Genomic DNA, 20435 nt, shown 5'->3' on the forward strand with positions numbered 1-20435 from the left:
CGCCCTGGATCCCATCGCCACGAGTATCGACCAGGCCGTCGCCGCGCTGGGGGACGCCGCGACCGAGCTCGGCCTCTATCTGGCCGAACTCCCGGTGGACGCGGCCGACCTCGATGCGGCGCTCGAGAGACGGCATGATCTCAGGGCGCTCACCCGGAAGTACGGGACCGACGTGGACGACGTGATCGAATGGGCCGCGAAGGCGCGCATCCGCCTGTCCGAGGTGGACACCTCCGACTCCGCTGTGGCCGACCTCACGGCCACGGTCGCGAGGCTCGCCCTCGAGCTGGAGGAGCGGGGCGCCGAGCTCACCGCCATCCGCAGGGCGGCGGGGGAGGACCTCGCACGACGCGTCACCTCGGAGCTGGCCGAGCTGTCCATGGGCGGAGCCGGGCTGGTCGTCAGGGTCACCCCTGCCGGGGACGGCCTCGCCGCCGCGACGGAGTCCGGCCTGGACGACGTGGAACTGGCTCTCGACGGGCCGTCGGGGGTCGTCCCGTTGGGCCGGGGGGCCTCCGGCGGCGAGCTGTCCAGGGTGATGCTGGCCCTGGAGGTCGTCCTGGCGGAACGTTCCGGTGGCGGGACGTTGGTGTTCGACGAGGTGGACGCAGGAGTGGGTGGACGCGCCGCGCTGAGCATCGGCAAGCGTCTGGCCAGGTTGGCCAGGACCCACCAGGTGATCGCCGTGACCCACCTCGCGCAGGTCGCCGCGTACGCGGACACGCACCTCGTGATCCACAAGGCCGCGGACTCCACGGGTGGGGACGGTGTCGTGTCCGGTGTGCGCGCGGTCGACGATTCGGACAGGGTCATCGAACTCGCGCGGATGCTCGCCGGGATGGAGGACACCGACACCGGTCTCGCGCATGCCGAGGAGCTCCTCGGCAAGGCGCAGTCGGAGAAGTCTCAAGCTCAAGTCGACCGTTAATCCGACACGCCGAACCGACCTCCCTCGTCACTCGAATCACACGCGTGATACTCGGGCACATGAAGATGACGGGTCTGCTCAATCGCCGCTCCAACGATCTCGCCGGTGTGGTCGGTACCGTCCGCCAGGTCCGGGCGGGATCACCGGTCCCCCGCAAGCTCGGCTCCAAGGACGTCGCCGTGCTCGACCTCGACCGGACGTCGGCGGCCACCGCCCGCGCCGTCGTCGAGGCCGATGTCGCCGCCGTCGTCCACGTGCCGCGCCCCGGTGAGGAGATGCTGCCCCGTGCCGCGTTCCGGATCCTCGCCTCGTCGACCATCCCCGTCATCGAGGACGCGGACCTCGCCGAGGTCGAGGACGGGACCCGGGTCCGCATCGACGAGGGCGTGGTCTACTCGGTCAAGACCGAGGGCCAGCTGGCCAGCGGCCGTGAGGTCGGCCCCGAGACCCTCCTCTCCGAGGTCCACGCCGCGGAGAACGGGTACGTCGAGTCCGCGCTGGCGCACCTGGCCAACGCCACGGAGTTCCTCAGCCTCGAGCACCAGTTGCTCCTCGACGGCGAGGGCCTTCCCGGGATCGACGTGGACTTCACCGGTCGCCACGTGGTGGTGGTGACCGGGGACCGGGCCTCGGAGGCGCAGCTCTCCGATCTCAAGCCCTTCATGAAGGAGTACCGACCGCTGGTCGTGGGTGTGGACGGGGGAGCCGAACTGCTGCGTGCGGCCCGGATCTCCGCCGACGTCGTGGTCGCGACCCCCACCGGGGTCTCCGACGAGGTGCTCACGGACGGCGCGGTCCTGGTCGTGCCGGCGGATCGCGACGGCAGGGCCGAGGGGCTCGAGCGGGTCACGGAGCTGGGCGTGGGGGCCACCACGTTCCCCGCCGCGGCGACCGCACGCGACATGGCCCTGCTGCTGGCCTTCCACGGCGGAGCCGAGATGATCGTGGTGACCGGCGACGACCGCGGACTCGAGAACGCGTTCGGCGCCTCCTCCGCACCGTCGTCGACCATGGTCGACACCGCCGTGTCGTCCCGCCTCGTCCACGCCGACGCGTGCGCGACTCTGTACCGCTCGCGAGGTGCCGGGATCGGGCTGGCCCTCGTGGTGCTCGCGGCGCTCATCGCGGTGGCCGCGGTGGTGGTCGCCCGCGACTCCGCCCAGGACCTGCTCATCTGGGCCATCGACGCATGGAACACCTTCGCCCTCTGGGTCCAGGGGCTCGTCCGTTGATCTCTCTGCGTCGCCACGTTCTCACGCTGGTCGCCGTGTTCCTGGCCCTGGGGCTGGGGGTGGTCCTGGGGTCGACGTCCGTGGCGACGTCGATCCGGGACGCGGTGGTCGACCGCGAGGAGACGACGGCGGCGCAACTCGAGTCGACCCGGGCCGAGTCGGCCGAACGGCGACTCGCCGTCGACCGGCTCGACGACATGGCCGGTGAGCTCGCCCGGCCGGTACTGGACGGCACCCTCGAGGATCGCCCCGTGCTGGTCGTGGTGGCCCCCGGGGCGTCCGACGAGGACGTCAGCGCCGCCGTCGACGTCATCGGTGCGGCCGGCGGCATCGCCGCAGGACGGGTGACACTCACCGACAAGGCCGTCGACCCGGATGCCGACGCCGAGGTCCAGGCACTCGTGGCCAACCTGCCGATCGGAGACGCACCGGCCACCGATGCGGACCTGGGGACCCAACTGGGTACCGCCGTGGGCCGTGCCGGGTTGCTGCGGACCGAGGACGCGGAACCACACCTCGACGACGACGACCGCGAGACGGTCCTCACCACCCTGTCGGACGCGGGACTCGTCGAGTTCGAACCCGGCACCCTGAGACCAGGTCAGCTGGCGCTGGTCGTCACAGGCCCCGGCGAGGCCGAGTCGACCGCGGTCCGGGTGGCCTCGTTCGCGCGGACCCTGGACCGCGAGGGCGCGGGAGCGGTCGTGTCGGCCGAACTCACGGGCGCTCAGGGTTACGACGCGGTCACCGTGCTGCGCTCCTCCGGCGAGGACGGTGTCTCGACCGTCGACTCCGCGGGCTCGGACTCCGGCCGGCTGGCCACGGGGCTCTCGCTGGCGGAGCAGCTCGCGCGGGGGCAGGGACACTACGGGCTGCGCCCGGATGCGACCGCGGCGGTGCCGTCGCTCCCCACCGCGCCCGCTCGGTGATAGCCTGAAGCCCCGTGGGGTGCACCGGAGCCACACCAGCATTCATCCATTCCGGCGTCTGGACACGGGAGTCCCCTTGGCACTGAACCGAGCCGCATCGCGGTCCGCGACCAAGCACATCTTCGTCACCGGTGGCGTGGCGTCGTCGCTGGGTAAGGGGCTCACCGCCTCCAGCCTGGGGCAGCTTCTGACCGCGCGCGGACTCCGCGTGACCATGCAGAAGCTGGACCCGTACATCAACGTGGACCCGGGGACGATGAACCCGTTCCAGCACGGGGAGGTGTTCGTCACCGAGGACGGTGCGGAGGCCGACCTCGACCTGGGGCACTACGAGCGCTTCCTCGACCGCGACCTGAGCGCCAACGCCAACGTCACGACCGGCCAGGTGTACTCGGCCGTCATCGCCAAGGAGCGTCGCGGCGAGTACCTCGGGGACACCGTCCAGGTGATCCCGCACATCACCGACGCGATCAAGGAACGCATCATCGCGATGGGCGCGCCCGATGAGCAGGGCCGCCGCCCCGACGTGGTGATCACCGAGGTCGGTGGCACGGTCGGCGACATCGAGTCCCAGCCCTTCCTGGAGGCCTGCCGGCAGGTCCGCCACGAGGTCGGACGCGAGAACATCTTCTTCCTCCACGTCTCACTGGTGCCGTACCTCGCACCGTCGGGTGAGCTCAAGACCAAGCCCACCCAGCACTCCGTGGCGGCGCTGCGGTCCATCGGTATCGTCCCGGACGGCCTCGTCCTGCGGTGCGACCGCGAGGTGCCGGACGGGCTCAAGTCCAAGATCGCGCTCATGTGCGACGTGGACCTCGAGGGCGTGGTCTCCACCCCCGACGCCCCGAGCATCTACGACATCCCGAAGGTGCTCTTCGGTGAGCATCTCGACACCCACGTCATCCGCAAGCTCAACCTGCCCTTCCGGGACGTCGACTGGACCGTGTGGGGTGAACTCCTCAAGCGAGTCCACGAACCGCGCGAGGAGGTCGAGATCGCCCTGGTGGGCAAGTACATCGACCTGCCCGACGCCTATCTGTCGGTGACCGAGGCCCTGCGCGCCGGCGGGTTCGCCCACCGGGCGAGGGTCAACATCCGGTGGGTGGAGTCCGACGCCTGTGCCACCGAGGCCGGCGCGCGGGAGGCCCTCCGGGGCGTCGACGGCATGCTGATCCCCGGCGGTTTCGGTATCCGTGGGATCGAGGGCAAGCTGGGCGCCATCTCGTGGTCGCGGAAGAACCGCATCCCATTGCTCGGACTGTGTCTGGGCCTGCAGTGTTCGGTCATCGAGGCGGCCCGGTCGGTCGGGCTCGACGGGGCCTCGTCCAGTGAGTTCGAGCCGGACACCGAGCATCCGGTGATCTCCACGATGGCGGACCAGGTCGACGCCGTGGCCGGCAACGCCGATCTCGGCGGGACGATGCGCCTGGGCGCGTACCCGGCCGTGCTCACCAAGGGGTCCCTGGTGGCGGAGGCGTACGGCGCCACGGAGATCTCCGAACGGCACCGACACCGGTTCGAGGTCAACAACGCCTACCGCGACAAGGTCGCCGAGTCCGGTCTGCGGTTCTCCGGCACCTCGCCCGACGGCCACCTGGTGGAGTTCGTCGAGTACCCGCCGGAGCAGCACCCCTTCTTCGTGGCCACCCAGGCCCACCCCGAGTACAAGTCGCGGCCGACACGCCCCCACCCGCTGTTCGCCGCGTTCATCAAGGCGGCCCTGGACTACGAGAACGAGATGCGACTTCCGGTCGAGCCGTGGCGGGCCGACCAGTCGGGTGGGTCCGCTCACGCGACCGTCGCCGCTCCGGACGCCAAGACGTCCAGCGTGCGTGCCGATGACGTCGATGCCGAGCTGACCTCCGACGTCCGCTCGGACGGGAGCTGATCGAGGTGACCGACTCCGGTGCCCCCGGGTCGCACGAGTACCGCACCATCGCCAGTCGGGAGGTCTTCGACGGCCGGATCGTCCGGCTGCGTGTGGACACCCTCACGATGCCGGGCGGGGGCACCGCCGACCGCGAGATCTGCGGTCACGACGACGCTGTCGCGGTCATCGCCCTCGATGACTCCGATCAGGTGACGCTGGTCCGTCAGTACCGCCACGCGGTGGGGGAGCGGCTCTGGGAACTGCCGGCCGGACTGTGCGACGTCGACGGCGAACAGCCGGTCCAGACCGCGCAGCGCGAACTGGTCGAGGAGACCGGGCTGGAGGCGAGATCCTGGGAACCGGTGATCTCGATCGTTCCGTCGCCGGGATTCTGCACCGAACGCGTCCACGTGTTCCTGGCCAGGGGCCTGCGCGAGGTGACCCGGCCGGAGGCCATGCACGAGGAGGCGGACATGGAGGTGGCCCGGATGCCGTTCTCCGAGGCCGTGGACGCCGTCCTGGACGGGCGGATCGTCAACGGCATCGCCGTGGCCGGCATCCTCGCCGCGCGCGCGTCGATCGCCGGGCGCTGACGGGGCGTCCTGGCGATGACGCCGGCCGTGCCGCGATGACCCGGTCGGACGGCGCCGCGCTCCAGATCCGCGGATATCTCGACCACCTCGCCGTCGAACAGGGGGCCTCCGCCCACACCCTGGCCGCCTACCGTCGTGACCTCGAGAAATACCGGATGTACCTCGCGGACTCGGGCGTCGGGGACCTCGGTGCGGTCACCGAATCCCATGTCGAGGAGTTCCGGGCGCGGCTCGCCACCGCCGACCCGGACCTCGGCAGGCGGGCGCTCGCGCCCAGCTCGGTCGCCCGTGCCCTGGCGGCGGTCCGGGGACTTCACCGGTTCGCCACCAGGGACGGGGTGACCCGTGTCGACGCCGCGGCGGCCGTGACCCCGCCGCGGCCACCCCGTCGGCTACCCAAGGCGCTACCCGTGGACCGGATCATCGCGGTGATCGAAGCCGCCGGCGGAACCGAGGTGGACACCGACCCCGCGCGATTACGGGACCGCGCGATGCTCGAACTCCTCTACGCGACCGGCGCGCGGGCGGCCGAGCTCGTGGGTCTCGACGTGGACGACCTCGACGGTCTCGACCTCCCCGGCGGGGGCACGGTGATCCTGCGCGGGAAGGGGGGCAAGGAGCGGGTGGTCCCGGTGGGGCGTCCGGCCTGCGATGCGGTCGGCGCCTACCTGGTGCGCGCCCGTCCCGCACTGGCGGTCCGGGGCGGCCCGGCGTTGTTCCTCAACGCCCGTGGCGGCCGTATCACCCGGCAGTCCCTGTGGAACGTGGTGGCCGCCGCCGCGGAGCGGGCGTCGGTCGGCACCGACGTCTCGCCGCACTCCTTCCGCCACTCCTTCGCGACCCACTTGTTGGACGGCGGCGCGGACATCCGGGTGGTCCAGGAGCTGTTGGGGCACGCCTCGGTGACCACGACGCAGGTCTACACCCTCGTCACCGTCGACACGCTCCGCGAGGTCTGGGCCGAGTGCCACCCCCGGGCACGGTAACGTGACCGGGGACCGGCCTGAGCGCAGGTGACGACGCAGCGAGAGGAGACGCGGGTGGCGCAGGACTCTGGGACCATGGATCCCGCACTGTTCTCCCGCGCGGAACTGCTCGGCGCCGACGACCCGGCGGCCGGCGAGGGCTTCTCGGCGATCCCCGAACCGCAGCCGATCACCTCGCACGGTCCCGCCATGGTGCTCTCGATGTGCAACCAGAAGGGCGGGGTCGGCAAGACCACCAGCACGATCAACCTGGCCGCCGCCCTCGCGGAGTACGGCCGCCGGGTCCTCGTCGTGGACCTCGACCCCCAGGGTGCGCTGTCGGCGGGCCTGGGCATCCCGCACCACCAGCTGGATCTGACGGTCTACAACCTCCTGGTGGACAACACCGTGTCGACGGAGGAGGTGCTCGTCCGGACCCGGGTGGAGGGGGTGGACCTCATCCCCGCCAACATCGACCTGTCCGCCGCGGAGATCCAACTGGTCAACGAGGTGGGGCGCGAACAGGCTCTGGGCCGCGCGCTGTACCCGGTGCTCGACCGCTACGACTACGTCCTGATCGACTGCCAGCCGTCACTGGGGCTGCTCACCGTCAACGCACTGGCCTGTTCGGACGGCGTGTTGATCCCGATGGAGTGCGAGTACTTCTCGCTGCGTGGGCTCGCCCTGTTGACGGACACCATCGACAAGGTCCGCGACCGGATCAACCCGCGTCTGCACCTGACCGGGATCCTGATCACGATGTTCGACCGCCGGACGGTCCATGCCCGCGACGTCCTCGGCCGCGTCGTCGAGGTGTTCGGTGACCAGGTCTTCGACACCCTCGTCACCCGGACGGTCCGGTTCCCGGAGACCACCGTCGCCGGTGAACCCATCACCACGTGGGCGCCCAGATCTGCGGGTGCGCAGGCCTACCGGGCGCTGGCTCGCGAGGTCATCCAGCGCGGCAGGTGAGCGGTCCGGTGACCGGGGTCGGGCACCCGCCGGGGGACGACGCCACCGAGGTACCCGATCCGCGTGCGTTCACAGTCCACCTGACCAACTTCACCGGCCCGTTCGACCTGCTCCTGAAGTTGATCGATTCGCGTCGCCTCGACGTGACCGAGGTCGCCCTCCACTCGGTGACCGACGAGTTCATCGCCCACGCCCGCGAGTTGGGCCGGGAGACGGGCCTCGAGGAGGTCACCGAGTTCCTGGTGGTGGCGGCCACGCTGCTCGACCTCAAGACCGCAAGACTCGTGCCCTCCGGTGAGGTCCAGGACCTGGAGGATCTGGCCCTGCTCCAGGCGCGGGACCTGCTCTTCGCCCGGCTCCTGCAGTTCCGGGCGTTCCGCCAGGTGGCCGAGTTGTTCGCCGAGCTCGACAGGACCGCCCGCCACTCCCACCCGCGGACGGCGGGTCCGGACGAGGAGTTCCTGGACCTGCTGCCCGAGGTGGAGCTGGGCGTCGACGTGGAACAGTTCGCCACCATCGCCGCCGTGGCGTTCCGACCCCGGCCGGTGGAGGAGGTGGGGGTCTCGCACGTGCACACCCCGGCCGTGTCCGTCCCCGAGCAGGCCGCCCGCGTCCTGGAGTTGCTGAGGTTCCGGGGCCGGGGCCAGTGGGTCGACTTCCGGGAGCTGGTCTCCGGGTGCGGAGACTCCCTCGTCGTCGTCGCCAGGTTTCTCGCCCTGTTGGAGTTGTACAGGGCGCGCGCCGTGGCGCTCGCCCAGGACGAGGCGCTCGGTGACCTGTTGGTGAGTTGGACGGGCGAGGAGGCCGCCGAGGTGACACGCGGGAGGGACGAATGGACGTGACGGAGGGCGACGACATGCGTGCGATGGGGCCGGAGGGGGACGACGACGAGCTCGACGAGCCCGGGGCCCCGCCGTTGCGGGCCCGACTCGAGGCGCTCCTGCTGGTCGTGGACCAGCCGACCGCCGAGGGAGCCCTGGCGGCGGCGGCGGGCTCGACGCCCGCGGAGGTGGCGGCCGAGCTGCGGGCGTGGCGGGACGACCTCACGAGGGTGGGCAGCGGGATCGATCTGAGGCGGACCGACGAGGGGTGGCGCCTCTACACGCGTCGGGAGTTCGCGCCGTACGTGGAGCGCCTCCTCACCGACGGCACCCGGTCCACCCTCACCCGGGCGGCACTCGAGACCCTCGCGGTGATCGCCTACCGGCAACCCGTCACACGGTCGCGCGTGGCGGCCGTCCGCGGGGTCAACGTGGACGGCGTGATGCGGACCCTCGTGGCCCGCGGTCTGGCCGTGGAATGCGGCACCGATACGGACACGGGGGGCATCCTGTATAGGACCACGGAGCTATTTCTGGAAAGATTGGGGCTGACGTCGCTCGACGAGCTCCCGGACATCGCCCCGTTGCTGCCGGATGTCGACCTGGTCGACGAGATGAGCGACGATCCCGCGGAGGACCCGCGGATACCCCTGGGGCGGCGCAGAACCGCTGCGCCCGACCCCGCCCATGAACACCAGAATGAAGAGATGTGACGCACTCATGACTGAGTCCGCTGGCCGAGACGGCTCACCGGTCCGCCTCCAGAAGATCCTGGCACAGGCCGGGATCGCCTCCCGCAGGGCCTCGGAGGACCTCATCGCCCGAGGGCGGGTGGAGGTCAACGGGAAGATCGTGCGCGAGATGGGCGTCAAGGTCGATCCCACCACGGCGGTGATCCGCGTGGACGGCACCCGGATCGTCCTCGACGACGACCTGGTCTACCTGGCGCTGAACAAGCCCCGCGGGTACCACACCACCATGTCGGACGACATGGGTCGGCCCTGTGTGGGCGACCTGGTCGCCGACCGGGTCGACGCCGGACAGCGGCTCTTCCACGTGGGCCGCCTGGACGCCGACACCGAGGGGCTGCTGTTGGTGACGAACGACGGCGAGCTCTCGCACCGTCTGATGCACCCGTCCTACGAGGTGTCCAAGACCTACATGGCCACCGTGACGGGGGTCGTCGGCAAGGGCGTCGGCAAGAAGCTACGCGAGGGCATCGAGCTCGAGGACGGCCCGGCCAAGGTCGACCAGTTCGCGATCGTCGACGTCCACGAGGGACGCTCGCTGGTCAAGGTGGTGCTCCACGAGGGGCGTAAGCACATCGTCCGCCGGATCCTCGACGAGGTCGGGTATCCCGTCGAGTCGCTGGTGCGGATCCGCTTCGGCGCCGTCGCGCTGGGCGACCAGCGCGCGGGGAGTTTCCGGAAGCTCAACCGTAAAGAGGTCTCGGATCTCTACTCCGCGGTGGGCCTGTGAGCGCGCCGGCCGGACCCGCCGGCGTCCCGCGGCGACGGATCGCGATCGACGGTCCCGCCGGTACCGGCAAGTCGACGCTCGCCCGGACGCTCGCCGAGCGGCTCGGTGGGGCGTACCTCGACACCGGTGCGATGTACCGGGTGGCCACGCTGCAGGTACTGCGCGCCGGGATCGACCCGGAGGACGCCGCCGCGGTGATCGCCACGTCCGCCGATCTGCCGATGGAGATCGGCACCGACGCGGGATCCGAGCGGATCCTCCTCGCCGGCGAGGACGTGAGCGACGAGATCCGCACCGCCCGTGTCACCGCGGGCGTCTCGGCGGTCTCCGCCGTCCCGGAGGTCCGGGCCAACCTGGTCGGGCTCCAGCGTCGCCTGGCCTCCGGAGGTGGCACGGTCGTCCTCGAGGGCCGCGACATCGGCACGGTGGTGCTCCCCGACGCCGAGGTGAAGGTCTATCTCACCGCGAGCCCGGAGATCCGGGCCCGGCGCCGGACCGAACAGGATCGCGCCGCCGGCCGTGACGCCGACTACGACGAGGTGCTGGCCGCGGTGATCGAGCGGGACCGCAAGGACTCCACCCGCGCCGCGAGCCCGCTCCGGCCGGCCGAGGACGCGATCGTCATCGACACCTCAGACCTCACCCTCGACGAGGTGCTCGACCGGTTGGTCGCACTCGCGGAGGGCGCCGACGCGTCGCACGGCGACGCCGCAGAAGGGAACACACAGTGAGCAGCAACGAGGACTTCGACCTCCCCACGGGTCCGGTCGAGGAGACCGTCGAGGACGCGTGGAACGACGACACGGACTGGGACGCCGTGGCCGAGGAGTGGGCCGACGAGATCGGCGCCGAGATCGACGGGGTGGAGATCCTGCCCACCGTCGCCATCGTGGGACGGCCCAATGTGGGCAAGTCCACGCTGGTCAACCGGATCATCGGTCGTCGCGAGGCCGTGGTGGAGGACGTCCCCGGGGTGACCCGGGACCGCGTCTCCTATGAAGCCCTGTGGAACGGCCGCACCTTCATGGTGCAGGACACCGGTGGGTGGGAGCAGGACGCCAAGGGCATGCACCGCTCCATCGCCCAGCAGGCCGAGATCGCCATGGGCACCGCCGACCTCATCGTCCTGGTGTGCGACGGGAACGTGGGCATCACCTCGGCGGACGAGACCGTGGCCAAGAGCCTGCGCCGCTCGGACACCCCCGTGATCCTGGCGGTCAACAAGGTCGACAGCGAGAAGGCCGAGCTGCAGTCGGCCGAGTTCTGGGGGCTGGGCCTCGACCAGCCCTACGCCATCTCCGCCGCACACGGCCGCGGCACCGCCGACCTGCTCGACGAGATCCTCCGCCGGCTGCCCTCCAAGGCCCGGATGCGTGAGACGACCGACGTGCCGCGGCGCGTGGCGCTGGTCGGCAAGCCCAACGTCGGCAAGTCGAGCCTGCTCAACAAGCTCACCGGCGAGGAGAGGTCGGTGGTCGACAACGTCGCGGGCACCACCGTCGACCCGGTGGACTCGCTCGTCGAGTTGGGCGGCAAGACCTGGCGCTTCGTGGACACCGCCGGTCTGCGGAGGAAGGTCAACCAGGCCTACGGGCACGAGTACTACGCCTCGCTCCGCACCCGTGGTGCCATCGAGGCCGCCGAGGTCGTGGTGCTGCTGCTGGACGCCTCCGAACCGATCACGGAGCAGGACCTGCGGGTCATCTCCATGGTCGCCGATGCCGGTCGGGCGCTGGTGATCGCCTTCAACAAGTGGGACCTGGTGGACGAGGACCGCCGGTACGACCTGGACAAGGAGATCGACAGGGAGCTGTCCAAGATCCTCACGTGGGCCTACCGGGTGAACATCTCGGCCACCACGGGCCGTGCCCTGGCCAAGCTGGTGCCGGCGATGGAGGGCGCACTCGACTCCTGGGACAAGCGCATCCCCACCGGTCCACTCAACACGTGGATGAGCGAGGTCGTGGCCGCCACCCCGCCGCCGATGCGGGGCGGGAAGCTCCCGCGGATCCGCTTCTGTACGCAGGCCACCACCCGGCCCCCCACGTTCGTGTTCTTCTCCACCGGGTTCCTGGAGGCCGGCTACCGGCGGTTCCTGGAGCGGCGGCTGCGCGAGACCTTCGGCTTCGACGGCTCCCCGGTCCGGGTGAACGTGCGCGTCAAGGAGCGTCGACAGCGCAAGTGACCAGGCGATTGGAGCGCTCCCACAGGCGTGCGCTAGTCTGATCCAGTCGCCGCGCGAGACGCGGTGGCGGGCGGGCTGTGGCGCAGCTTGGTAGCGCACTTGACTGGGGGTCAAGGGGTCGCAGGTTCGAATCCTGTCAGCCCGACACAACACACGAGCAGGGCGGTCTTCCACGAGGGAGACCGCCCTGTCTCATTTCGCGCCTCGGGGCTACACGCCGGTGTTTAGATGGGATCTCCTCCACCAGAGCGCTCATGAGGGGTGACGATGACCGAAATCACGATCGGCAGCGCGGTGGGCGCTCCGGACGTCCCGGCCCGGCTCGACGCCAGTCGTTTCAACCGTCACACCTTCTGGTGCGGTCAGAGCGGCAGCGGGAAGACCTACGCGCTGGGGGTCGTGCTCGAACAGTTGCTCCTGCACACCGAACTCCCGATGGTCGTCCTGGACCCCAACGCCGACTTCGTCCGGCTACCCGAGTCGCGGGAGGACGCCGACCGGGCGGACTCGGCTCGATTGTCAGAGCTGGATATCCGGGTGTTCCGCTCGTCCGCCGGCGCGGGGGAGCGTCTGCACGCCCGGTATCTCGACCTGTCCCCGGCGTCCAAGGCCGCTCTGATGCAGCTTGACCCCATCGCGGACGCCGAGGAGTACAACGTCCTCCTGCACGCCGACGTCCGCGCGGAGCACTTCGACCCCACGACCGCGATAGACCGGATGCGAGCGTCGACCGACCCTGGGGAGGTTCGGCTGTCCTACCGGATGGAGAACCTCCAGGTGCTCGAATGGGATCTGTGGTCCCGAGGTGGGAACTCCGTCGTGGACGTCATCGACGAGCGCCCCCGCGCGACCGTGCTGGATCTCGGAGGCTTCCAACACCCGGCCGAATCCAAGGTCGCGGCGTTGGCCGTCCTGGAACACCTGTGGACGCGGCGCGAGGAGCGACGTCCGATCCTCGTCGTGATCGACGAGGCGCACAACATCTGCTCGCCGGACCCCCAGGACGATGTCGAGCGTGCGCTCACCCGCCAACTGGTCCAGATCGCCGCCGAGGGCCGCAAGTTCGGGCTGTGGTTGCTGCTGTCGACCCAGCGTCCGAACAAGATCCACCCGAACGTGCTCTCGCAGTGCGACAACCTTGGTCTGATGCGCGTCAACTCGCCCAGGGACCTCCTGGAGCTCGCGGAGGTGTTCGGGTTCGCCGGCGAAGACCAGAGAAGACCAGATACGGCGATCCGCCTCGTTCGCACAGGGACAGGCGCTCTTCGCCGGGGGCTTCGTCTCCGAGCCGACGTACGTGCAGATGGGCCGCCGGATCACCGAGGAGTCGGGTGGGGACGTCCGGGTGCCACTACGCGACGACAGGTGAGGTGACGGCCTCTCCCGGGTTCACGGGCGCAGGCGTCACACCAGCGCCGCGAGTCGCCTCCTGCGACAGTTCTGGGTGACGATCCACGCGACGTCGCGGCTGTCCGTCGGGAAGTTGAGACCGTCGTCGACGGCATCGAGAACACTGGACGCGTTTCTCGACATGATGCGCGGCGCCACCACCGGGAAGATGGTCGTACGGATCGCGACCGAGCAGTAGTAGGGCCCCACTCGTGGCGCGTCGACGGATCCGCGCTCCGGTCGAGCGGGACGGCATGTGATCCCCGAAGGGGGCATCATGGCAGCATGAAGTCCATCGGCGGTGACCGCCGGAGCGGGGGAGGGGTGCTCGGGTATGACCAGTCACGATCAGGACGGTGACGGCGAGGACGCCCGCGCCCGCCTGATCCGCCACGTCGACGATCTGTGCGCGGGCACGGCCCCCTCGGGACCCCGAGAACTCTCCGATCGGGCGGCCCTGCTGGTCGCCTGTGGTCTCGTCGAACCGCGGATCGTCGACGTGGTGCTCGCGCGACTCCACCGGAATCTGCCCTTCCCCACAGTCGGCGGTTTCCACCAATTGCGTGTGATCGAGGAACAACGTCACGACCTCAGGCGGCTGCTCGGCACCCCGTTGCCGTCGGTCCTGAGGGTGGCGTTGCGCACCCGTCTGGCAGACCTCGACCGGAGGTACGTCGCCCTGCGCACCGGGTTCACCCGCGGCGCAGGTGTCTTCGCATATCGGATCAAGGACATCCGCGCAGACCGCAAGCGAGGGGTCCACCTGGACCCGGAGGACCGGGGTCGGCTCTTCGACGCCCTCGCCTCCACTCCGACGAGGGCACCGGTGCCGATGGTGCCCAAGACCATGGTCGAGTTGGGCACCGCGGCGGCCGCCTACGGGCAGCGCGAGATGGGAAGGGTCGTCCTGCCGCACCGTGTCCAGGCCGTGGTGGAGTCGCTGCCCTCTCTCCCACGGATCCGGGCGGACAACCGCCGCCTGCCCGAGATGTACACGGCGCTGCTCATGGAGGTCGGCGGGCTGTACGACCGACTGATCCGGGCCTACGTGCGCGGGGGGCGATCAGTGGAGGAGATCCGGTTGCAGTTCGACGCGGAGACCGAGGTGGTGGGGCTCGCCGGAGACCTCTGCCGACTCCGCGAGACGGCGGCGACGCCGGGTGTCCCACCCGCGCGTGACGGGTTCACCATCCTGACCGGGATGGGCGCGGCTATCGACGAGGTCTGGGCCGAGGTGGTCGAGCGGGCGGTCGCGTTCCGCGAACTGGTGGAATCGGTGGAGACCCGCGCCGACGCCGCGGTGTCCGAGGCCGCGCGGCTCGACGACATCGCGCGCGAGAACGGTGTGAGGCCTCCGTCCACCGTGCATGCGCCCAGTCCCGCGGACCTCACGGCCGAGCACCTGGCGGCCCGCGCCGGTGACCGGATGCTCTCCACCGAGGCGATGCGCAGGCTGCGCGGGCAGATCGACCCTGATCGCTGACGCAGCGAGCAGCGGGGTGCGCCGCCGAACCCGTCAGCCCCTGCGTACGGTGGCATCAACTGTTCTGTAGACCGGGAAGGACTCCACGCGTGGGATTCGCCAACCGCTTCTGGAAGCTGATGGGCTCCACCCAGGGCCGGGACACCTCGCGCGCGCAGAGTGCGGTCGAGGCGTCCCACGGCTTCGACGACTGGGCCTCGGGAATGGAGGACGCCGAGTTCGCGGACGCCGCCCACGATCTGCAGCTCTTCGGCGAGTCCCCCGAGGACCTCGCACGCTTCCTCGCCCTGGCCCGGGAGGCCGCGTCCCGAGCCGTCGGACTGAGGCCGTTCGACGTCCAGCTCCAGGGCGCACTGAGGATGTTCGCGGGGGACGTGGTGGAGATGGCGACCGGAGAGGGCAAGACCCTCTCTGGTGCGGTCGCGGCGGCCGGGTACGCACTCCAGGGGCACACCGTCCACGTGATCTCCGTCAACGACTACCTCGCGGCCCGTGACGCGCGGTGGATGGGGCCGATGTTCGAGCTCCTGGGGCTGACGGTGGGTCACGTCACCGAGTCGTCGTCCCGCGAGGACCGTCGCGGCGCCTACTCCTGCGACATCACCTACGGGTCCGTCTCCGAGATCGGTTTCGACGTGCTGCGGGAGCAGCTGGTCACCGATCCCGCGGACCTCATCGCGCCCACGACCGACGTCGCTCTGGTCGACGAGGCCGACTCGGTCCTCGTCGACGAGGCGTTGGTCCCGCTGGTGCTCGCCGGGTCCACCTCCGGGGAGGCGCCCACGGGGGAGATCCTCTCCGCGGTCCGGAAGCTGCGAGCGGGCCGCCACTACGAGACCGACTCCGAGCGGCGCAACATCTTCCTGACGGACGACGGTGCCGAGGCGATCGAGGGCGAACTGGGGATCGGGGACCTCTACGACGCGGAGCATGTCGCCACGACGCTGGTCCAGGTCAATGTCGCCCTACACGCCTGTTTCCTGCTGAGGCGGGACGTGGACTACATCGTCCGTGACGGGCGGGTCCAGCTGATCAACGCCTCGCGGGGTCGCGTCGCCGAACTGCAACGGTGGCCGGACGGACTGCAGGCGGCGGTCGAGGCCAAGGAGGGGGTCGCGGTCTCGGAGGCCGGTCAGATCCTCGACAGCATCACGGTCCAGGCGTTCATCGGCCGATACGACCGCGTGTGCGGAATGACGGGAACGGCCCTGGCGGCCGGGGCGCAGCTGCGCGAGTTCTACTCACTGGGCGTGTCCCAGATCGACCCGAACACCCCCTGCGTCCGGGTCGACGAGGCCGATCGGACGTATATCGACGTCGACAGCAAGACCCGGGCCGTCGTCGAGCACATCGCCGCCGTCCACTCGACCGGTCAGCCGGTGCTCGTGGGAACCCACGACGTCGCGGAGTCGGAGGAGCTCGCCGCACGCCTGTCCGAGAAGGGCGTGGAGTGCGTGGTACTCAACGCCAAGAACGACGAGGAGGAGGCGGCCATCATCGCCGAGGCGGGGGACGTGGGCAACGTCACCGTCTCCACCCAGATGGCGGGCCGCGGCACGGACATCCGTCTGGGTGGGTCCGACGAATCCCGCCGCGACGAGGTGGTCGAACTCGGCGGTCTGCACGTGGTGGGGACCGGGCGGCACCGGACGGAGAGGCTCGACAACCAGCTGCGCGGGCGCGCCGGACGCCAGGGAGACCCCGGAAGTTCGGTGTTCTTCGCCGCGATGGACGACCCGGTCGTGACCTCGGCCCTGGAACCCGAGAAGATCCCCACCGCGCACGACAGGATCAGCGGGCTGCTCAAGGGCAACCGTGGCCGGGACGCGGTCGACCACGCCCAGCGTGTCACCGAGGGCCAGATGCTCGCGATCCACTCCAACACCTGGCGGTACAGCCGACTCCTCGCCGAGCAACGCGCCATCCTCGCCGAGCGTAGGGCGGCCCTGTTGGTCACGGAGAAGGCGTTCGAGGAACTCACCGCGCACGATCCCGGGCGCAGCGCCGAACTCGTGGAGACGCACGGCCGTGACGCCGTGGTGCAGGGGTGCCGGGACATCATGCTGTGGCACCTCGACCGGGGCTGGGCCCGTCACCTGGAGACGATGAACGACGTCCGCGAGTCCATCCACCTCAGGGCCCTGGGGCGGGAGAACCCCCTCGACGAGTTCCACAGGATCGCGATCGATCACTTCAGGGACCTCGCCTCGGACGCGGTCCGGGAGTCTGAGACCACGTTCGCCGAGATCGAGTTCACCGATTCGGGGGTGGATCTGGTGGCCAACGCGATGGCGCGGCCCACCTCGACGTGGACGTACATGGTCCACGACAACCCGATGGCGGCGGGTGGCAACGTCTTCTCCGGGATGATGTCGACCTTCCGATGAGCGCGGCGCGGGAGGGACGGCGTGAGACCGATCTGAGGGAATGGCGGACCGGCGAGGGCAGGGTCCTCGGTGCGCGCATCCCGCAACCGCGCGACGGGCACCTCTCCGCCGCGGTGCCACCCGGTCTCGGGTACGAACCGCCGCCGCGTGACCCCCAGGTCAGCGACAGATTCTGGACGCTCCCCAACGTCATCTCGCTGGCGCGCATCGCGCTTATCCCGGTGCTCGTGGTGAGCATCCTGGTCTGGGACGACCCGCCGCTGGCGCTGTGGCTCCTCGGCGCGTTGGTCGTCTCCGACTGGCTCGACGGCAAGATCGCACGACTGTGGAACATGCGGTCCACCTGGGGCGAGCGTCTCGACCCCCTCGCCGACCGCATCCTGGTGGCCGCTGTGCCCGTGGCCTTCGCCGTCGCCGGGTACATCCCTGTCTGGGTCGTGGCGATCCTCCTGGTCAGGGACGCGCTGTTGGTGGGGACCGTCCCCGTGTACCGCCGGAGAGGGATCGAACCGGAGGTCACCTACCTGGGCAAAGCCGCCACGTTCGCGCTGTTCTGGTCCCTTCCCCTGCTCCTCGCCGGGTTCGCGGGAGTCCCCGGCGGGGAGGGTTTCCTGATCCTCGGAGAGGCGTGCCTGTACTGGGGTGTGGGCCTCTACTCCTGGAGCGGGTCGATCTACCTGTGGCAGGCCTGGAGGATCGCGCGGTCCGTCCCCCCGCGCCGTCCCGGATCTACTGCAGTGGGGCCGTCCGGCGGTGTGTAATGTCGCCAGATGTACACGCCAAGTGAGCCACGCGAGAAGGGCACGTCAGTGAGTGACCAGAACATCCCCGACCAGCTCCGGTACACCGACGAGCACGAGTGGGTGGAGCGGGTGTCCGACACCCGAGTTCGCATCGGCATCACCGAGTACGCGCAGTCCAAGCTGGGTGACATCGTCTTCGTCCAGCTCCCGGACGTGGGCGGGGAGACGGAGTCGGGTGAACCGTTCGGCGAGGTCGAGTCGCCCAAGAGCGTCTCCGACCTGTACGCGCCGCTGAGCGGGAAGGTCGTCGAGGTCAACACCGCCCTCGAGACGTCGCCCGAGCTAGTCAACTCCGACCCGTACGGTGAGGGGTGGATCGTCGTCCTCGAGATCCCGGACGTCGACGATCTGGAGACGCAGCTCGAGCAGACGCTGGACTCGGACGGATACGCCAAGATCACGGAGGGCTGAGGGGTAGGGACCGCCCCCGGCCCCGCGGCCGGACGGTCCGACATAGAATCGCAGGCACCGCATGGTGAGCCCCACGCCCGGGCTCGGACGAGGAGAGACGAACGTGACCGAGAACAAGAACATGCCCGAGGCGACCGCCGAGACCACCTCGGTGTTCCGCGCGGAGCTTCTCAACGAGTCCGATCAGCAGGCGGCTCAGTCCGAGCCCGCCGTCACCGGTGTCGAGGGACTGCCCGAGGGGCAGGCGCTCCTGGTGGTCAAGCGAGGGCCCAACGCGGGCTCCCGTTTCCTCCTGGACCAGGCCACCACGTCGGCCGGCCGCCATCCGGACAGCGACATCTTCCTCGATGACGTCACGGTGAGTCGTCGCCACGCGGAGTTCCGGAGCGAGGGCGGTACGTTCAACGTCGTCGACGTCGGATCCCTGAACGGGACGTACGTCAACCGCGAACCCGTGGACTACGCCTCGTTGTCGAACGGCGACGAGGTCCAGATCGGCAAGTTCCGCCTCGTCTTCCTGACGGGTACGCCCGGGCAGTGACAGCCGCCGGACACGGCGCCACCGAGGAGGGACACCTCTCCATCGGCGGCGTCATCGCACTCCTGAGTCCGGAGTTCCCGGACCTCACGGTGTCGAAGGTCCGGTTCCTCGAGAACGAAGGACTGGTCACCCCCGAGCGGACCGCCAGCGGGTACCGCCGGTTCAGCGTCGGGGATCGTGAACGGTTGCGCTATGTCCTCACGGCGCAGCGCGACCGGTATCTGCCCCTCAAGGTGATCCGTGAGGAGTTGGAGGCGCTCGACTCCGCGATCGCGGACGGGTCCACGACCGCCCTGCTCCCGCGGCCCGGCGGGGACGGTGTGCCGGGGTCGACCCCGGACGATTTCCGCAGCGACACCGTTCTGCGCCTCACCCGTGAGGACGTGGTCGAGCAGTCGGGGGTGGACGCGGAGCTCGTCGGTTCCCTCGTGGACGCCGGGCTCATCGTGGCCGGCCCCGGCGGATTCTTCGACCCGGAGGCGGTCCTGGTCGCGCGGACGGCGCACGACCTCGCCGGCCACGGCGTGGACGTCCGTCATCTGCGGGGCTTCCGGACGGCCGCCGACCGGCAGACGGGCCTCATCACCCAGATCGCCGGCCCGGTGGCACGGCAGGGCGACGCGGATGCACGGGATCGCGCCGCCGAGTTGGCCCGGGAGATCGCCGCGCTGTCGGTCGCTCTGCACTCCACGCTCGTCACCGTGGCCGTCCGGCACGCGCTGGAGTCCTGACGCACGCGCCCCGGGACGGATCGGAGCTAGGCTGGACCCGTGGGAGAGGCGGAGGACATGGGAAAGAACATGCGAGAGGTGAACGTCGTCGGCATCCGTTTCGAGGAGCCGGAGTACGCACCAGTACTGATCCTGCACGAGAAGGACGGGGGGCGGTACGTCCCGATCTGGATCGGAGCGTCCGAGGCCGCCGCGATCAGTCTCCAGCAGCAGGGCGTGCAGCCGGGCAGGCCACTGACCCACGATCTCGTGGCGACGCTCCTCGAGACCTTCGCCCATCCACTCGAGCAGGTGGAGATCGTGGGGGTGTCCGAGGGGACGTTCATCGCGGAGCTCGTCTTCGAGGGCACGCGGGTCTCAGCCCGGCCGTCGGACGCCGTCGCCGTGGCACTGAGGACCTCGTCCCCGGTCCTGGTCAGCCGTGAGGTGCTCGACGAGGTCGGGATCTCGCTGGTGGAGCAGGGCGAGGAGGAGGTGGAGGCGTTCCGTGAGTTCCTCGACCAGGTGAGCCCGGATGACTTCCTCGGTGGTGGAGACGCTCCGCAGGAGCCCGGCGGCCCCACGTCCTGAGCGCTGCGACCAGGTATTTCCGTCTCCACAGGAGCCACTCCAGCACCAGTGCGCAGGTCGCGGCCAGGTCTCAAGTTCAACTTGAGGTTGAGGTTTACCGCGTGTCCTATTGATCGCGGACCCTCGCGGGCCTAGCGTTGCTCCCA

18 protein-coding genes, 1 tRNA gene and 3 pseudogenes are annotated in these 20435 nt (G+C 70.1%); 21 read left to right on the top strand and 1 reads right to left on the bottom strand.

Going from position 1 to position 20435, the window contains the following annotated elements:
- From G6022_RS15755 to G6022_RS15820, 14 genes and pseudogenes are all read left to right on the top strand, one after another.
- Positions 1–928: pseudogene (locus tag G6022_RS15755) on the top strand (DNA repair protein RecN); the annotation flags it as partial.
- A 59-nt stretch (positions 929–987) separates the two neighbouring features.
- Positions 988–2160, top strand: a complete 1173-nt coding sequence (gene steA / locus G6022_RS15760) for a putative cytokinetic ring protein SteA (protein WP_182639297.1) — start codon at positions 988–990, stop codon at positions 2158–2160.
- Positions 2157–3089, top strand: coding sequence for a copper transporter (locus G6022_RS15765; protein WP_241731263.1), 933 nt, complete (start codon positions 2157–2159; stop codon positions 3087–3089). Before steA ends, G6022_RS15765 begins: the two co-directional genes overlap by 4 nt.
- Before the next feature lie 76 nt (positions 3090–3165).
- Positions 3166–4845 (top strand): annotated as a pseudogene (locus G6022_RS15770) (CTP synthase); the annotation flags it as partial.
- A gap of 137 nt (positions 4846–4982) precedes the next feature.
- Entirely contained in the window at positions 4983–5552 is a 570-nt protein-coding gene (locus tag G6022_RS15775; protein WP_179525180.1) for an NUDIX hydrolase, read from the top strand.
- Between the two features lie 35 nt (positions 5553–5587).
- Entirely contained in the window at positions 5588–6538 is a 951-nt protein-coding gene (locus G6022_RS15780) for a tyrosine recombinase (protein ID WP_182691981.1), read from the top strand.
- A 75-nt stretch (positions 6539–6613) separates the two neighbouring features.
- Positions 6614–7489, top strand: coding sequence for a ParA family protein (locus G6022_RS15785; RefSeq protein ID WP_182639731.1), 876 nt, complete (start codon positions 6614–6616; stop codon positions 7487–7489).
- A gap of 8 nt (positions 7490–7497) precedes the next feature.
- Complete coding sequence (locus G6022_RS15790; protein ID WP_182639732.1) at positions 7498–8331, top strand: segregation/condensation protein A; 834 nt, start codon at positions 7498–7500, stop codon at positions 8329–8331.
- A gap of 23 nt (positions 8332–8354) precedes the next feature.
- Positions 8355–9023 (top strand): SMC-Scp complex subunit ScpB, encoded by a 669-nt coding sequence (gene scpB, locus G6022_RS15795; RefSeq protein WP_241731264.1) that lies wholly within the window; start codon positions 8355–8357, stop codon positions 9021–9023.
- Positions 8935–9789: a pseudouridine synthase gene (locus G6022_RS15800; protein ID WP_347237761.1), complete on the top strand. Its 855-nt coding sequence runs from the start codon at positions 8935–8937 to the stop codon at positions 9787–9789. Before scpB ends, G6022_RS15800 begins: the two co-directional genes overlap by 89 nt.
- On the top strand, positions 9786–10520 hold the full coding sequence (cmk, locus tag G6022_RS15805) for a (d)CMP kinase (protein WP_095719360.1): 735 nt from the start codon (positions 9786–9788) through the stop codon (positions 10518–10520). Before G6022_RS15800 ends, cmk begins: the two co-directional genes overlap by 4 nt.
- Positions 10517–11974, top strand: coding sequence for a ribosome biogenesis GTPase Der (der, locus tag G6022_RS15810; protein WP_095719359.1), 1458 nt, complete (start codon positions 10517–10519; stop codon positions 11972–11974). Before cmk ends, der begins: the two co-directional genes overlap by 4 nt.
- Before the next feature lie 71 nt (positions 11975–12045).
- A tRNA-Pro gene (locus G6022_RS15815) sits at positions 12046–12119 on the top strand.
- A gap of 122 nt (positions 12120–12241) precedes the next feature.
- A pseudogene (locus G6022_RS15820) lies at positions 12242–13343 on the top strand (ATP-binding protein).
- Positions 13344–13378: 35 nt separating this feature from the next.
- On the opposite strand, the gene G6022_RS17085 reads toward G6022_RS15820, so the two are convergent.
- Entirely contained in the window at positions 13379–13507 is a 129-nt protein-coding gene (locus G6022_RS17085; RefSeq protein WP_259846787.1) for a hypothetical protein, read from the bottom strand.
- A 190-nt stretch (positions 13508–13697) separates the two neighbouring features.
- Here G6022_RS17085 and G6022_RS15825 point away from each other — a divergent pair, with 190 nt between their 5' ends.
- The 7 genes from G6022_RS15825 (at position 13698) to G6022_RS15855 (ending at position 20289) form a co-directional block, all read left to right on the top strand.
- Complete coding sequence (locus G6022_RS15825) at positions 13698–14846, top strand: hypothetical protein (RefSeq protein WP_182609314.1); 1149 nt, start codon at positions 13698–13700, stop codon at positions 14844–14846.
- A gap of 89 nt (positions 14847–14935) precedes the next feature.
- Positions 14936–17233, top strand: a complete 2298-nt coding sequence (secA2, locus tag G6022_RS15830) for an accessory Sec system translocase SecA2 (protein ID WP_182609313.1) — start codon at positions 14936–14938, stop codon at positions 17231–17233.
- On the top strand, positions 17230–17994 hold the full coding sequence (locus G6022_RS15835; protein WP_182609312.1) for a CDP-alcohol phosphatidyltransferase family protein: 765 nt from the start codon (positions 17230–17232) through the stop codon (positions 17992–17994). Before secA2 ends, G6022_RS15835 begins: the two co-directional genes overlap by 4 nt.
- 9 nt (positions 17995–18003) lie before the next feature.
- On the top strand, positions 18004–18447 hold the full coding sequence (gcvH, locus tag G6022_RS15840; RefSeq protein WP_182609311.1) for a glycine cleavage system protein GcvH: 444 nt from the start codon (positions 18004–18006) through the stop codon (positions 18445–18447).
- Positions 18448–18568: 121 nt separating this feature from the next.
- Entirely contained in the window at positions 18569–18988 is a 420-nt protein-coding gene (locus G6022_RS15845) for an FHA domain-containing protein (RefSeq protein WP_182609318.1), read from the top strand.
- The gene (locus G6022_RS15850) at positions 18985–19719 is read left to right on the top strand and encodes a MerR family transcriptional regulator (RefSeq protein ID WP_095718998.1); all 735 of its coding nucleotides are present in this window, start codon (positions 18985–18987) and stop codon (positions 19717–19719) included. Before G6022_RS15845 ends, G6022_RS15850 begins: the two co-directional genes overlap by 4 nt.
- 69 nt (positions 19720–19788) lie before the next feature.
- On the top strand, positions 19789–20289 hold the full coding sequence (locus G6022_RS15855; RefSeq protein WP_095719041.1) for a bifunctional nuclease family protein: 501 nt from the start codon (positions 19789–19791) through the stop codon (positions 20287–20289).
- Positions 20290–20435 lie beyond the last annotated feature (146 nt).

The sequence above is a fragment of the Dietzia sp. Cai40 genome (assembly GCF_014145165.1).
Lineage (GTDB): Bacteria > Actinomycetota > Actinomycetes > Mycobacteriales > Mycobacteriaceae > Dietzia > Dietzia natronolimnaea.